Genomic DNA, 17,570 nt, shown 5'->3' with positions numbered 1-17,570 from the left:
TATTCTTTGTTTAAAAAATTTTTATAGCCTAATACCACAATACTTCAAATGATTTTTATAAAATTTAATATTGCTGAATACCTTCACAAAAAGTATTGTTTTCATGTTAAAAAAGAAAAAGAAGAAGAAATTAAAATTCATTATAAAACATAAAGATAAATAAAAAATCATCATGCGTTGTTAGCCCACCCCACCTCTCCTTAACACAAACTCCGTTATATTTCAGACGCACTAACACCTTTATCAATAGATCTTAATTTGCAGAAAGATTTTTTTCTGACTATATCATCTAATACGAAAGCACTAGTCAGGCACAAAAAACAAAGGGTTATTCGGCGAGAAAACCAGACCTTCACCTACGCTCATAAAAAAGAATATGGCTACGGAAATTCATCTCTCACGATGAATGGGAAGGCTCGTCTACGCATTTTGCCCTGAACGTCGTGCCCGTTAATTAATACACAGAGCAAATCCATCAGGAGCTAATTTATGCGTCTACTCGCCGTGGTTTCGAAATTGACTGGCGTCTCCACCACTGTGGAATCCTCAGCGGTCACTCTTAACGCCCCGTCAATTGTTAAATTATCAGTGGCCCGGGAAGAAATTAGTCAACTTACGCGCATTAATCAGGATCTGGTGGTGACGCTCCATTCCGGCGAAACGATCACGATTAAAAACTTTTACGTTACCAACGATCTGGGCGCAAGCCAGCTGGTACTGGCGGAAAATGATGGCACGTTATGGTGGGTAGAAAATCCGCAAGCCGGGCTACATTTTGAACAAATCGCTGATATTAATGAGCTGCTGGTCACTTCCGGCACTTCCCATGAAGCAGGCGGCGCCGTTTGGCCGTGGGTACTGGCTGGCGCGGTGGCGGCTGGCGGCATTGCCGCTATCGCGTCTTCCGGCGGCGGCGATTCCCACCATCATTCGGATGGCGATAATCCGCCCCCCGATAACACCAATCCTGACGGTAATCCCCCTGATAACAGCAATCCCGGCGGCAGTAACCCTAACGGCAATACTCCAGGTAGCAGTAATCCTGTAGATACTACCCCGCCTCTCGCTCCCGGCAAGTTGCTGATTTCAGCGGACGGAAAAACGGTGAGCGGCGAGGCCGAAGCGGGCAGTACCATTACCATCAAAGATCCTTCAGGTAACGTCGTTGGCGAGGGCAAAGCGGATAGCGACGGTAAATTTAGTATTGATCTAACAGCGCCACAGATTAGCGGCGAACAACTTACCGTGACCGCGACTGACGATGCCGGCAATACCGGCCCATCCGCAACCATTGATGCGCCCAACATTCCTCTCCCCGATACACCGATTATCACCGCCGCTATCGATGATGCCGCTCCCCTCACCGGCACGCTGAGCAATAACCAGTTTACGAACGACAATACCCCCACTCTGGAGGGAACCGGCAGCGCAGGCACAGTCATCCATATTTACGCCAATGGTCAGGAAATAGGCTCAACAACGGTTGATAGCCGCGGAAACTGGCATTTTGCCATTACCAGCGCGCTAGCGGATGGGGAAAATCATTTCACCGCCATTGCGACTAACGTTAAAGGCGAAAGTAGCGAATCAGCCCGCTTTTCGCTGACTATCGACACACTCAGCCCCGATGCCCCACGCGTTGAAGTGATTGCCGATAACACCGGTTTGCTCACCGGGCCGCTACAGAATAATGACCGGACTGACGAGGCAAAACCGCTATTTTCCGGGCAGGGAGAGGCAGGCAATACCATCACGATTAAAGAGGGTTCAACCGTTATCGGCAGCGCTACCGTAGACGAAAATGGACGCTGGACCTTTACCCCGACTACACCGTTAAGCGATGGCGAACATACCTTTACCGTCGAACAAAGCGACAAAGCCGGAAACACGAGCCGCGTGACGACAACGCCTACTATCATTGTGGACACCACGCCGCCTGACGCCGCTATCATTGATAATGTCGCGAAAGACGGCACAACCGTTAGCGGCACCGCTGAAGCTGGCAGTACCGTGTCGATCTATGACCCGGCGGGAAATTACCTGGGCTCCACGATTACCGGAGAAAATAACCACTTCAGCATCACGCTGAATCCGGCCCAGACCCACGGCGAGCGTCTGGAAGCGCGTATTCAGGACGCCGTCGGTAACATCGGCCCTGCCACGGAGTTTACCGCTTCTGACTCACAGTATCCTGCCCAGCCGACTATCCTTACCGTGACGGATGACGCTGGCGCCGTTACCGGGCTGCTGAAAAATGGCGATGCCACAGATGATAACCGCCCAACCCTCAGCGGTATTGCCGAACCAGGCAGTACGATATCGATTAACGATAACGGCTTTCCTGTACCGACCTTTCCGCCCATTGTCGCTGACGCTGACGGCAAATGGAGCTTTACCCCCTCGTTGGCACTTGCCGATGGCGACCATGTCTTTACCGCTACCGCGACCAACGATCGCGGCACCAGCGGGCAGTCCGTCTCCTTTACCATTGATATCGACACGCAGCCGCCGGTGCTGGAAGGCCTGGCGGTTAGCGACGTCGGCGACAGACTCACCGGCACTACGGAAGCTGGCAGTACTGTGGTTATCAAAGACAGCCTGGGAAATACGCTCGGTAGTGGAACGGCAGGCGACGACGGTACCTTCTCAATAGGTATTAGCCCGGCGAAAATTAACGGCGAAACATTAAGCATTAGCGTTACCGATAAAGCCGCGAATAGCGGTCCGGTAGAAACGCTGAACGCGCCGGATAAAACTGCGCCTGCGGCACCGAACGGTCTTATCGTGGCGACCGACGGTCTGTCCGTAAGCGGTCAGGCGGAAGCCGGGGCAACGGTCACTATCCGTGACAGTAGCAACACCGTACTTGGCAGCGCCGTCGCTAACGGCAACGGACAATTTATCGTTCCGCTGAATACGGCGCAGACTAACGGCCAGGCGCTTATCGCTACCGCCACCGATGTTGCGAAAAACGAAAGCGCCGCCGCGACGGTTATCGCGCCGGACAGTACCGCGCCGGAAATGCCGAAAAACGTGGTAATTAGTGAGGATGGCACCAGTATTAGCGGCACCGCCGAACCGGGTAGCGCCATTACGATCGCCACGCCGGACGGCACGCCGCTTGGCAGCGGCAAAGCAGATGGCGAAGGTCATTTTACCCTTCCCCTCGTCCCCGCACAGACCAACGGCGAACAGGTTACCGTCACCGCCACCGACAGCGCCAACAACGTTAGCCCGCCAACCACAGCGCAAGCGCCCGATATCACCGCCCCGGATAAGCCCATTATCACTCAGGTGCTGGACGATGTTGAAAGCTTCACCGGGCCGCTGGTTAACGGACAAACCACCAATGACAACCGCCCCACCCTTAGCGGTACGGCGGAGGCTGGCGCGCGTGTCGAAATTTTTGATAACGGTGTTTCGCTGGGACTCGCCACGCTACAGCCCAACGGCACCTGGACGTTTACGCCGTCGCAAAATTTAGGTGAAGGCGCGCATCGACTGACCGTAATCGCAACCGACGCTAAAGGCAATGCCAGTCCGGCCGCGTCATTCGACCTGGTGGTCGATACGCAATCGCCGCAGCAACCGGTAATCACCTTCATTACAGATGATGCGCCGGGTATTCTCGGTAGCGTCGCGCATCTGGGGCTCACTAACGACAGCACGCCAACGATTAACGGTACAGGTGAACCGGGTTCCACAGTACACCTGTATCAGAATGGCGCACGGATAGCGGATATTATCGTCGGTAATTCCGGCGTCTGGAGCTACGCCTACACCACGGCCTCGCCACTGGCGGACGACACCTACACCTTTACCGTGACGGCCAGCGACAGTAACGGCAACACCACGCCTTTTTCGACCGATTTTACGATTACCATTGATACCCAGGCCCCTGCCGCCCCCGGCGTTATCGGCGTAACTGACGGCGACGGAAATACGATTGATACCAATCAGATTACCCAGGAATCCCAGCCCCGGTTGAGCGGTAGCGGCACCGCAGGCGACACAATCATCCTTTACGATAACGGCAATGCCATAGGTCAGGCGCTGGTCGGCACGGACGGGCGCTGGCAGTTTACGCCGCCTGCCGCGCTGGGCGACGGCGACCACCTTCTGACCGCTCGCGCCAACGATCCGGCGGGGAACGAAAGTCCCGAATCCCTCAGCTTTACCCTGCGCGTCGATACCCAGGCGCCGGATGCGCCGCAGATCGTGTCAGCCGCCATCACAGGCGGAGAAGGCGAGGTGCTACTGGCAAACGGCAGTATTACCAATCAGCGTATGCCGACCCTCAGCGGCACCGGCGAACCCGGCGCCATCATCACCCTGTACAATAACGGCGTAGAACTGGCTACCGTCCAGGTCAATCCACAGGGTAGCTGGACCTATCCGCTAACCCGTAATCTGAGCGAAGGGTTAAACATCCTGACGGCCACCGCCACGGATGCCGCAGGCAATAGTAGCCCCACCTCCAGCGTTTTCTCCGTTACCCTTGATACCCAGCCTCCAGCGCAGCCTGACGCGCCGCTAATCAGCGATAACGTCGCGCCGATTATCGGCAACATCGGCAATAATGGCGCAACGAACGATACCACGCCGACCTTCAGCGGCACGGGAGAGATCGGCAGCACGATAATTCTCTACAATAATGGCAGTGAAATTGGTCGCACAACGGTAGGCGATAACGGAAGCTGGAGCTTTACGCCTGCGGCACTGACGCCAGAAACCTATACCATTACCGTCACGGAAACCGATATAGCGGGCAATATCAGTCCACCTTCCGCCTCAGTCACTTTTACGCTAGACACCACTGCGCCCGCCAATCCAGTTATCACTTTTGCCGAAGATAACGTCGGCGAAGTCCAGGATACTATTGTCAGCGGCGCAACCACTGACGACAATACACCGGTCATTCACGGCACTGGCGACATCGGCAGCGTGATCACGCTCTATAACGGCAGTAGTGTCGTGGGCGTAGTCACCGTCGATGAGACCGGCACTTGGACGCTGCCGGTGACCAGCGCGTTGCCGGATGGCATCTACACCCTGACCGCCATTGCCGCCGACGCCGCCGGAAACAGCAGCGGCGTATCGAACAGCTTTACCTTCACCGTCGATACCGTTCCGTTGCAGCCGCCCGTCGTCAATGAAATCCTCGACGATGTTGCGCCAGTGACCGGGCCATTAACCGATGGCGCCTTTACTAACGATCGGACGCTGACTATCAACGGCAGCGGCGAAAACGGCAGCACCGTCACGATTTACGACAATGGCGTGGCAATCGGTACGGCGCTCGTCACCGACGGGGGCTGGACATTCAATACGCCCGAATTGTCAGAAGCCAGCCATGCGCTAACCTTCAGCGCGACTGACGATGCTGGAAATACCACGGCGCAAACCCAACCGATCACCATTACTGTGGATATCACCGCCCCGCCCGCGCCAACGATCCAGACGGTGGACGACGATGGCACGCGCGTCGCCGGACTTGCCGATCCTTACGCTACCGTTGAAATTCATCATGCCGATGGCACCCTGGTCGGCAGCGCTGTCGCTAATGGCACCGGTGAATTCGTCGTTACGCTCAGTCCGGCGCAAACCGATGGCGGTACGCTGACGGCAATTGCTATCGATCGCGCGGGGAATAACGGCCCGGCTACGAATTTTCCCGCTTCCGACAGCGGTCTGCCCGCCGTCCCGGCCATCACGGCGATTGAAGATGATGTCGGGAGCGTACAGGGGAATATTGCGGCGGGCGGCGCCACGGACGACACCACGCCGACGCTGCGCGGCACTACGGATATCGGCTCTACCGTTGAAATTTTCATTGATGGCGATTCGGCAGGCTTTGCCACCGTTGACGCCAGCGGGAACTGGATCTTTGAGATTGCGACGCCATTAAGCGAAAGCACACATTACTTCACCGTCCAGGCAACCAATGCGAATGGCCCGGGCGGCCTGTCCGCACCGGTCGGGATCACTGTCGATCTTAGCGCGCCGGCGCAACCGATTATTACCAGCGCAACGGATGATGTCCCCGGCATGACCGGTACGCTGGATAACGGCGCGCTCACCAATGATTCACGCCCGACGCTCAACGGAACGGGAGAAGCAGGCGCCACCATCCGCATTCTGGATAACGGCGTAGAAATCGGTTCCGCTACGGTAGATCAAAGCGGCAACTGGCGCTTCACCCCGAACGCGCCGCTGGAGAGCAACGCGCACATCTTTACCGCCGTAGCGACCGATCCCGCCGGCAATAGCGGCCAGCCTTCGGACGGTTTTACGCTGAACATTGACGCGCAAGCGCCAGATGTGCCGGTTATCACGTCCGTGATTGACGATAACAATCAACCGACCGTCCCGGTGTTACCGGGGCAATCCACCGACGATCGGCAGCCAATACTGAACGGAACTGGCGAACCTGGCGCGACAATCACCATTTTTGATAACGGTACGCCGCTTGGCACGGCTCAGGTAGGCGAAAACGGTAGCTGGATCTTCCCGGTGCCCCGCAATTTATCAGAGGGAAGCCATAATCTGACGGTTAGCGCTACCGATCCGGCGGGCAATACCAGCGCGGTCTCCGCGCCGTGGACGATCGTGGTCGATATTACGCCTCCGGCGATCCCGGTTCTTACCTCCGTCGTAGATGACCAACCCGGTATTACCGGCAACCTGGTAAGCGGGCAGCTAACGAACGATGCGACGCCCACCCTGAACGGGCGCGGAGAGGCTGGCGCGACGATTAATGTCTATCTTGACGGTAATTCCGCGTCCATCGGTACCACGACGGTGAATAGCGACGGCACATGGAGTTTTACGCCACAGACGCCGCTTGCAAACGGTAGCCACACGTTCACCCTTAGCGCCACCGATCCGGCGGGTAATAGCAGCGCGGTGTCCAGCGGATTTGTGCTGACGATTGACGCCACACCGCCCGCCGCGCCGGTTATCGCCAGCGTGGCAGACAATACGGCGCCGGTGACGGGCATCGTCCCCAACGGCGGCTCGACGAACGAAACCCGACCAACACTTTCGGGTACCGGTGAGGCGGGTACAACCATCTCGATTTATAATGGCAGCGCGCTGGTCGGCACGGCGCAAGTTCAGGCCAACGGTAGCTGGAGCTTTACGCCGTCTACCTCGCTGGGCGCGGGCGTCTGGAACCTGACGGCGACAGCAACCGATGCGGCAGGCAATACCAGCGCCGCGTCCGAAATACGCTCGTTTACTATTGATACCACGGCTCCCGCCGCGCCTGTTATTGATACGGTCTACGACGGTACGGGCCCCATTACCGGCAATCTGAGTTCAGGACAGATCACAGACGAGGCGCGCCCTGTCATTAGCGGCACCCGTGAAGCCAACACAACTATTCGTCTCTACGATAACGGCACGCTGCTGGCTGAAATTCCCGCCGACAATAGCAGTAGCTGGCGCTACACGCCCGATGCCTCTCTGGCGACGGGCAACCATGTAATTACCGTCATTGCCGTTGATGCCGCAGGCAACGCCAGTCCCGTTTCAGACAGCGTTAATTTCGTCGTCGATACCACGCCGCCGCTGACGCCGGTAATCACATCAGTCAGTGACGATCAGGCGCCAGGCCTCGGCACGATCGCGAACGGCCAAAATACCAACGATCCTACGCCAACCTTCAGCGGCACCGCAGAAGCCGGCGCCACGATCACGCTCTATGAAAATGGTACGGTCATTGGCACAACAACGGCTCAATCTGACGGCGCGTGGAGCGTCTCCACCTCAATGCTGGCAAGCGGAACGCACGTCATCACCGCCGTCGCCACCGATGCCGCAGGAAACAGCAGCCCGAACAGTACGGCTTTCACCCTGACGGTCGATACCACCGCGCCGCAAACGCCAATCCTGACGTCCGTGGTGGATGACGTCGCGGGCGGGGTCACAGGAAATCTCGCTAATGGTCAGATAACCAATGATAACCGCCCCACGCTGAACGGCACTGCCGAAGCGGGCAGCGTGGTCAGTATCTATGATGGCAACACTCTGCTTGGCGTCACCTCGGCTAACGCGGGCGGCGCGTGGAGCTTCACGCCGACGACAGGGTTAAACGACGGCACGCGCACATTAACAGTGACCGCCACCGACCCGGCAGGCAACGTTAGCCCGGCCACCAGCGGTTTTACTATCGTGGTCGATACCCTTGCGCCAACGGTTCCGCTTATAACCAGCATCGTTGATGATGTCCCGAACAATACCGGCGCCATTGGCAATGGACAATCGACCAACGACACACAGCCGACGCTCAACGGTACCGCGGAAGCCAACAGCGCGGTAAGCATCTTCGATAATGGCGCGCTGGTTGCGACCGTGAACGCCAATGCCAGCGGCAACTGGAGCTGGACGCCAACCGCCGCGCTCGGCCAGGGAAGTCACGCCTATAGCGTTAGCGCCGCCGATGCGGCTGGCAACGTTAGCGCCGCTTCGCCATCGACAACGATTATCGTGGATACCATTGCGCCCGGCGCGCCCGGCAACCTGGTCATCAATGCTACCGGTAATCGGGTGACGGGCACCGCGGAAGCAGGCAGTACAGTGACGATTACCTCTGAGACTGGTGTGGTACTGGGAACCGCCACCGCCGACGGTACAGGCAGCTTCACCGCCACACTCACGCCCGCGCAGACCAATGGTCAGCCGCTACTGGCATTTGCCCAGGATAAAGCAGGCAACACCGGCATTGCCGCCGGATTTACCGCGCCCGATACGCGCGTGCCGGAAGCACCGATCATCACCAACGTAGTAGATGATGTGGGTATTTATACCGGCGCTATCGCCAACGGTCAGGTCACTAATGACGCACAACCCACATTGAATGGTACCGCTCAGGCGGGCGCCACGGTGAGCATTTATAACAACGGGGCGCTGCTCGGTACCACCACGGCGAACGCCAGCGGAAACTGGAGCTTTACCCCGACAGGCAATTTGACCGAAGGCAGTCACGCCTTCACCGCCACCGCGACTAACGCCAACGGTACAGGCAGCGTCTCCACCGCCGCGACGGTGATTGTCGATACGCTGGCGCCCGGTACGCCGTCAGGTACGCTCAGCGCCGATGGCGGTTCACTTTCCGGACAGGCAGAGGCAAACAGCACCGTAACCGTCACGCTGGCGGGCGGCGTGACGCTCACCACCACCGCCGGCAGCAACGGCGCATGGTCTCTCACCTTGCCGACAAAACAAATTGAAGGTCAACTCATTAACGTGACGGCCACTGACGCTGCGGGTAACGCCTCCGGCACGTTAGGCATTACCGCGCCGATTCTGCCGCTGGCGGCAAGGGATAACATCACCAGTCTTGATCTGACCTCTACCGCCGTCACCAGCACGCAAAACTATTCGGATTACGGCCTGCTGCTGGTTGGCGCGCTTGGCAATGTCGCCTCGGTTTTGGGTAACGATACCGCTCAGGTTGAGTTCACCATTGCTGAAGGTGGTACGGGCGACGTCACCATTGATGCCGCCGCAACGGGAATCGTGCTTTCGCTGCTCAGTACTCAGGAGATTGTGGTACAGCGCTACGACACCAGCCTCGGCGCCTGGACGACGATCGTCAACACCGCCGTTGGCGACTTCGCGAATTTGCTTACCCTGACCGGGAGCGGCGTTACTCTGAACCTGAGCGGCCTGGGCGAAGGCCAGTACCGGGTACTCACTTATAACACCAGTCTGCTCGCCACCGGGTCATATACCAGCCTGGATGTCGATGTACACCAGACCAGCGCAGGTATTATTAGCGGGCCAACCATCAGTACCGGCAACGTCATGGCTGATGATACCGCGCCGACGGGCACCACGGTCACCGCCATCACCAACGCCAACGGTGTCAGTACACCGGTCGGCGCGGGCGGCGTGGATATCCAGGGGCAATACGGCACGCTGCACATTAATCAGGATGGCAGTTACACCTACACGCTGACTAAGCCCACGGCGGGATACGGACATAAAGAGAGCTTCACCTACACCATTACCCAGAATGGCGTCGGTAGCAGCGCCGCGCAACTGGTTATCAATCTGGGTCCCGCGCCTGTACCGGGCAGCGTGATAGCGACAGACAATAACGCCTCACTGGTCTTTGATACTCACGTTAGCTACGTCAACAACGGTCCCTCGACACAAAGCGGCGTCACGGTATTAAGCGTCGGACTTGGTAATGTACTGAACGCGAATCTGCTTGATGATATGACTAATCCGATCATCTTTAACGTTGAAGAAGGCGCTACGCGAACCATGACGTTACAGGGAACCGTCGGCGGCGTCTCACTGGTTTCCACGTTCGATCTGTACGTTTATCGCTTCAACGATGCCATTCAACAATATGAGCAGTTCCGGGTGCAAAAGGGCTGGATTAACACCCTGCTGTTAGCCGGACAGTCCCAGCCGCTGACCCTGACGTTGCCTGGCGGCGAATACTTGTTCGTGCTGAATACCGCCAGCGGCATTAGCGTCCTCACTGGCTATACGCTGGCGATTTCCCAGGACCACACCTATGCCGTTGACAGTATCACCGCCAACACCACCGGCAACGTACTGACCAATGATGTCGCCCCTACGGACGCCCTCCTCACTGAAGTAAACGGCGTGGCGATTGCGGCGACCGGCACGACGGAGGTAAACGGGTTGTATGGCTCGCTCATCATTGACGCAAGAGGCAACTATACCTACACGCTGAAGAATGGCGTCGGTGCCGACAGCATTAAAACGCCGGACAGCTTTATCTATACGGTCAAAGCGCCAAACGGCGATACCGATACGGCCTCGCTCAATATCACGCCAACCGCCAGGGCGCTGGATGCGATTAATGATGTCAGCGATACCCTTAGCGTCGCCACGCTTCAGGATACCGCTGCCTGGCTGGACTCCAGCGTCGGCAGCGCCAGTTGGGGGCTACTCGGCAAATCGGGCAGCGGGAGCGGCACCTTTGACGTTGCAACGGGCACCGTACTTAAAGGCGCGTCACTGGTCTTTGATGTCTCCACGCTCATTACGCTGGGCAATCTGAATATTAGCTGGGCCATTCAGGAGAACGGGACCGTCATACGCAACGGAACCGTTCCGGTGGCGAATATCACGCTGGGCAGCGCGACGGTGACCGTCAACCTGAGCGGCCTGGAGCTGGATGCCGGAACGTACACGCTTAACTTTACCGGCACCAATACCCTGGCCGGGGCGGCGACGATCACGCCACGCGTCATCGGCACCACCGTCGATCTGGATAATTTTGAAACGTCCGGAACGCATACCGTTCTCGGCAATATTTTTGACGGCAGCGATGCGGCGGGGGCGATGGATCAGCTTAATACGGTGAATACCCGCCTGAGCATTAGCGGGTATAACGGCAGCGCCGCCACGCTGGACGCCGCGGCGAATACCACCAGCGCCACGATTCAGGGACATTACGGCACATTGCAAATTAACCTCGATGGCGCTTACACCTACACCCTGAATAATGGCGTCGCGATGTCGTCCATCACCAGTAAAGAGGTCTTTACCTATCAACTGGATGACAAGATGGGTCATACGGATAGCGCCACATTGACCATTGATATGGCGCCGCAAATCGTCAGTACCAACCAAAACGATGTTCTCATCGGCTCCGCCTATGGCGATACGCTGATTTACCACCTGTTAAACGGCGCGGACGCGACCGGCGGCAATGGCGCCGATCGCTGGCAAAACTTCTCCACCGCGCAGGGCGACAAGATCGATATCCACGAACTGCTGACCGGCTGGGATCATCAGGCGGCGACGCTGGGTAACTTTGTTCAGGTTCATACCAGCGGCGCCAATACGGTGATATCCGTCGATCGCGACGGCGTCGGCAGCGCGTTTAAATCCACTGACCTTGTCACTCTGGAGAATGTGCAGCTCACGCTAAATGATCTTTTGCAAAACAACCACCTGATAACCGGCGGTTGATAAAAAAGCCCCGAACGCCACGACGTTCGGGGCAACAAGCGGTGATATTTAAAAGGGATAAACTATGGGAAGAGTCGCGCCTGTCGCCATCGTACTGGCATTTGCTTTGTTTCATCACCAGCCCCGGGGCGCAGAAGCGCCGCCAATTATTACATCCGAAGGATTAGCAACGGACCAGATGCTTCCTTCGCTGGATGGCTCCGCCGCTGAGTTGCCGCTCAGCGCCGCCGCGCCGGGCAACCTGACGCTCAATGACGCGGTCAATCGCGCCGTTAACTGGCATCCTTCTATTCGCGAAGCCGTCGGCAAACTGCTCGCACAGAATGAACAAATAGAGGTCGCCAAATCGAAATATTATCCGCAAGTCAGCGCTGGCGTGAACAATGGGTACAGCAATACCTACACCGATCACGGGTATAGCCCCTCGCTGGTGCTGTCGGTATCGCAAATGCTTTATGACTTCGGCAAAGTGGCAAGCCAGGTTCGCGCCGAAACCGCAGGCGCAGCACAGCAACAGGCCAATGTGTTGCTCAGTATTGATACCGTCGCGCACGAAACCGCCAACGCCATTGTACAAACGCAGAGCTGGCAGCAAATGGTAGAAGCGGCGGAAGAACAGCTCGTCGCGCTGGACAGCATCGGTAAACTTATCCGGCAGCGCAGCGATGAAGGCGCTACGTCGCTATCTGACGTAGTGCAAACCGAAGCCAGAATCGAATCCGCCCGCTCGCAACTGGCGCAGTATCAGGCCAATCTCGACAGTGCGAAAGCCTCACTGATGAGCTGGCTGGGCTGGAATTCGCTTAACGGCATCAATAATGACTTCCCGGCGAAACTTGCTCGCAGCTGTGAGACGGCGACTCCCGACGATCGACTGGTGCCCGCGGTACTGGCCGCCTGGGCGCAGGCCAACGTTGCGCGGGCGAATCTGGACTATGCCAGCGCGCAAATGACGCCGACGATTTCGCTCGAACCTTCCGTACAACATTATCTTAATGATAAATATCCCAGTCATGAAGTACTGGATAAAACCCAGTATTCCACCTGGGTAAAAGTTGAGATGCCGCTTTACCAGGGCGGAGGGCTGACTGCCCGACGCAACGCCGCCAGCCATGCGGTAGACGCGGCTCAGTCGACCATTCAGCGCACCCGGCTTGATGTCCGCCAGAAACTAATGGAGGCACGCAGCCAGGCAATGAGTCTTGCCAGCGCGTTACAAATCCTTCGTCGGCAACAGCAGCTTAGCGAACGCACGCGCGAACTGTATCAGCAGCAATACCTTGACCTCGGTTCCCGCCCGCTGCTCGACGTGCTTAATGCGGAGCAAGAGGTTTACCAGGCGCGTTTTGCCGAACTGCAAACGGAAAGCCAGTTGCATCAGTTGCAACTGAACTGTCTGTATAACACCGGCGCGCTTCGTCAGGCGTTCGCGTTAAATCATCGCAGCATTCAATCCGTGGAGATCCAGCCATGACCCGCGCCGCCCCCGATGTAGAAGAGGTACTCAGTGAGCGCGCGCTAAGCCAATGGGCGCAGGCCATCAGCTATGTCGCCGGTCATTATCGCGTTGCCTGTTCTCCCGGTTCAATTCAGGCCAACGCCCCGTGGTTTAGGGGTAAAAGCAGAACGACCGCCTTAACGCAGCTCGCGCGGCAGGCGGGTTTATCCTTTCATGCGCCGGACATAGACAAAACGGCATTTAGTCAGTGGCGATTGCCGTTGGTTGTCGAGCTCCGGGACGGGCAGTTATTGGTCATCGAACATGTTAATGGCGAAGATGCGGTAGACGTTTTTGTGATTGAAGAAGAGGGCCAGCGTAACCGCATGACGCTCAGCGAGTTATTGCCGGAGATCCTCTATGTTGCCGCGCTACGCCCGCTATCGGCGCTCAAGGATAGCCGCGTCGACCGCTATATCTCCCGCTTTAAACCCGACTGGATGCGCGAGCTGGTTCTGCAGGATATTCGCCCTTATTTACCGGTAATGGTCGCCGCCTTTCTGATTAACGTGCTGTCGCTGGCCGGGATTGTGTTCTCTATGCAGGTTTACGATCGAGTGATCCCCGCTCAGTCATATCCTACCCTGTACGTGCTCTCCTTCGGCGTGCTGGTAGCGGTGCTGTTCGGTTTTCTGCTGCGTGAAGCGCGTACGCACATTATGGACGTGCTCGGTAAACGCGCCGATATGCGCATTTCCGATCGGGTATTCGGTCATGCGTTAAGGCTGCGCAACAGCGCTATCCCCCGTTCCACTGGCAGTTTTATCTCGCAGTTACGCGAACTGGAGCAGATCCGCGAGATGATTACCTCTTCAACGCTGGCGACCATTGTCGATCTGCCTTTCTTTTTCCTGTTTATGGTAGTCCTGGCGATTATTGCCCCACCGCTGGCATGGATAGCGCCCGTGGCGGCTCTGCTGATGATCCTGCCGGGCGTCGCACTGCAAAAAAAACTGGCTGTCCTCGCCAACCAGGCCGCCCACGAAGCGACGCTACGCAATGCAGTCTTGGTCGAAAGCGTTCAGGGACTGGAAGATATTAAACTGATGCAGGCGGAGAACCGCTTTCTTCAGCAGTGGAATAGCTATATCCGTATCACCGGCGAGTCGGGTCTACGCACCCGCAAACTCACGCAAGGGCTTATCAGTTGGGGGATGTCGGTACAAAGTCTGGTGTATGCCGCAGTGATTATGTTCGGCGCGCCGATGGTCATTGAAGGCAGTATGACTACCGGCGCCGTGGTCGCCGCGTCGATGCTCGGCTCGCGGATGATCGCGCCAATGGCTAACCTGTGCGGCGTGCTGGCGCGCTGGCAGCAGGTGAAAGCGGCGAAGATGGGTCTCGACAACATTATGCAACTGCCCACCGAGACACAGCATGACGATAGCCTGATACACCGCGACATCCTCCACGGGCATTACCTCTTTGAAAACGCTCAGTTTCGTTACCATAACGACGATCAACGCATACCGTTGCGCCTCGTGCGTCTGGAGATCATGCCAGGCGAGCGGATTGCGATACTGGGGCGTAACGGTGCGGGTAAATCCACACTTTTACAGGCGATGGCGGGCGGCCTGGAGATGATTCAGGGAGATGCCCGGCTTGATAATCTCAGCTTGTCGCACATCGATATGGCGGATTTACGCCGCAACATCGGCTTTCTTAGCCAGAACGCGCGGCTTTTCTTCGGCACCCTACGAGAGAACCTGACGCTCGGCGCGCCGCACGCCAACGATGAACAGATTTTTGACGCGCTCGAAGTCAGCGGCGGCGCCGTCTTCGTCAGGCGGCTGGCAAAAGGGTTGGATCATCCCATTATGGAGGGTGGTAACGGCCTGTCCGGCGGGCAGCGTCAGTCCCTGTTGCTGGCGAGAATGCTGCTGCGCTCCCCCAATATTGTGCTACTTGACGAACCCAGCGCCTCGCTGGACGAGCATACGGAGCGAGAGTTTATTCAGCGGTTACATCAGTGGCTTGGCAATCGTACCCTGGTCGTTGCGACGCACCGGGTACCAATACTGGAGCTGGTTGAGCGTGTCATTGTCCTGAAAGAAGGACAACTGGTGATGGATGCGCCAAAAGCGCAGGCGCTTAACGCGGATCGGATGCAAAGTCACCGTCGGGAGTGGAAAAATGAAAATCAGTCAGCATGATGCCGCGATGGACGATCCCGATATTCAGCGTGAACGGGCGTTTTCCGGCGCGGGTCGTATTGTTCTGATCTGCTCACTGTTATTTCTCATTCTCGGCATCTGGGCGTGGTTTGGCCGACTGGATGAGGTTTCCACCGGCAACGGGAAAGTGATCCCCAGTTCACGCGAACAGGTTCTGCAGTCGCTGGATGGCGGCATTCTGGCGCAGTTGACGGTGCGGGAAGGCGACAGAGTTCAGGCTAATCAGATTGTCGCCCGGCTTGATCCGACGCGTCTGGCGTCCAATGTGGGTGAAAGTGCGGCAAAATATCGAGCTTCACTCGCCTCCAGCGCACGGTTAACTGCGGAAGTCAGCGACTTACCTCTCGCCTTCCCCGCTGAGCTGAACGGCTGGCCGGATCTGATTGCCGCAGAGACGCGTCTCTATAAAAGCCGCCGCGCACAGCTGGCCGATACCGAAGCCGAGCTACGGGATGCGCTGGCGTCGGTTAATAAAGAGCTGACCATTACCCAGCGGCTGGAGAAAAGCGGCGCGGCCAGTCATGTTGAAGTGCTACGCCTGCAACGACAAAAAAGCGATTTAGGCTTAAAAATTACCGATCTGCGCTCACAATATTATGTGCAGGCACGCGAAGCGTTATCGAAAGCGAACGCTGAGGTCGATATGCTCTCCGCCATTTTAAAAGGACGCGAGGATTCCGTCACCCGCCTTACCGTGCGTTCGCCGGTACGCGGCATTGTTAAAAATATCCAGGTCACGACGATTGGCGGCGTGATCCCGCCTAACGGCGAGATGATGGAGATAGTGCCGGTAGACGATCGTCTGCTGATTGAAACCCGCCTTTCGCCGCGTGATATCGCCTTTATTCATCCCGGCCAACGCGCATTGGTTAAAATTACTGCTTACGATTACGCCATTTACGGCGGGCTTGACGGCGTGGTGGAGACCATTTCACCGGACACCATTCAGGATAAAGTGAAACCGGAAATTTTCTACTATCGCGTGTTTATCCGCACCCACCAGGACTATCTACAAAATAAATCAGGACGCCGTTTTTCGATTGTTCCAGGCATGATCGCCACGGTGGATATCAAAACCGGTGAAAAAACCATTGTCGACTATTTAATCAAACCGTTTAATCGCGCGAAAGAAGCGCTGCGCGAGCGGTAAATCGTTGAAGATAAGAAGATACGGGGGCTGGTCACGCATGTCACAAGTCTGTTATACTTACCTTACACATTGGGGCTGATTCTGGATTCGACGGGATTTGCGAAACCCAAGGTGCATGCCGAGGGGCGGTTGGCCTCGTAAAAAGCCGCAAAAAAATAGTCGCAAACGACGAAAACTACGCTTTAGCAGCTTAATAACCTGCTTAGAGCCCTCTCTCCCTAGCCTCCGCTCTTAGGACGGGGATCAAGAGAGGTCAAACCCAAAAGAGATCGCGCGGATGCCCTGCCTGGGGTTGAAGCGTTAAAACGAATCAGGCTAGTCTGGTAGTGGCGTGTCCGTCCGCAGGTGCCAGGCGAATGTAAAGACTGACTAAGCATGTAGTACCGAGGATGTAGGAATTTCGGACGCGGGTTCAACTCCCGCCAGCTCCACCAAATAAAACAAGGGGTTACGTGAAAACGTAGCCCCTTTTTCTTTGGTGGTGGCGGCAAAATGGCGACAGCGTGTCGGACTGGCGACAACAAAAAACCCGCCATTAAAGCGGGTTCTGTTCAGAAACTCATGTGGCCTTGACCACCTTTTCCCGGATGTGGTGGCGCAGAAGAAATTAGATTCGGTTTTATAATGTGCCGTACAAACGTTTCATGAGTAACGAACGTACAGCCACAATTTATATTTTGGCACTGGTTGTAACGTTCTTTTGTCGTAGCTGATACCTGAAAGCTGCTTCTGGTATGTGCTGCATGACCGCACTCTGGACAGTTCATCATTGCTGTTATCCCAC

General features: G+C 56.7%; 5 protein-coding genes and 1 other RNA gene. 5 read left to right on the top strand and 1 reads right to left on the bottom strand.

The window, feature by feature from the left end; translation table 11 throughout:
* Positions 1-489: 489 nt before the first annotated feature.
* From bapA to ssrA, 5 genes are all read left to right on the top strand, one after another.
* Positions 490-11,964 carry a biofilm-associated protein BapA gene (bapA, locus tag ACLJRH_RS22750; RefSeq protein WP_023136474.1) on the top strand — a complete coding sequence of 3,825 codons (11,475 nt, stop codon included), beginning with the start codon at positions 490-492 and terminating at the stop codon, positions 11,962-11,964.
* Between the two features lie 64 nt (positions 11,965-12,028).
* Positions 12,029-13,438, top strand: a complete 1,410-nt coding sequence (locus ACLJRH_RS22745; protein ID WP_001528538.1) for a TolC family outer membrane protein — start codon at positions 12,029-12,031, stop codon at positions 13,436-13,438.
* Positions 13,435-15,615: a type I secretion system permease/ATPase gene (locus tag ACLJRH_RS22740; RefSeq protein WP_000196155.1), complete on the top strand. Its 2,181-nt coding sequence runs from the start codon at positions 13,435-13,437 to the stop codon at positions 15,613-15,615. The genes ACLJRH_RS22745 and ACLJRH_RS22740 overlap by 4 nt, the downstream gene beginning before the upstream one ends.
* A 7-nt stretch (positions 15,616-15,622) precedes the next feature.
* A complete protein-coding gene (locus ACLJRH_RS22735; protein WP_000342601.1) occupies positions 15,623-16,786 on the top strand; it encodes an HlyD family type I secretion periplasmic adaptor subunit in 1,164 nt (387 codons plus the stop codon).
* 71 nt (positions 16,787-16,857) lie between these two features.
* Positions 16,858-17,220: a transfer-messenger RNA gene (ssrA, locus tag ACLJRH_RS22730) on the top strand.
* Positions 17,221-17,337: 117 nt separating this feature from the next.
* On the opposite strand, the gene ACLJRH_RS22725 is transcribed toward ssrA, so the two are convergent.
* Positions 17,338-17,556, bottom strand: a complete 219-nt coding sequence (locus ACLJRH_RS22725; protein WP_000980498.1) for an ogr/Delta-like zinc finger family protein — start codon at positions 17,554-17,556, stop codon at positions 17,338-17,340.
* Between the last annotated feature and the right edge of the window lie 14 nt (positions 17,557-17,570).

The organism is Salmonella sp. SAL04162 (assembly GCF_046551535.1).
Taxonomy (GTDB): Bacteria; Pseudomonadota; Gammaproteobacteria; order Enterobacterales; family Enterobacteriaceae; genus Salmonella; species Salmonella enterica.
Note: the sequence above shows the minus strand (reverse complement) of the source record. Positions and strands in the feature narration are given on the sequence as shown.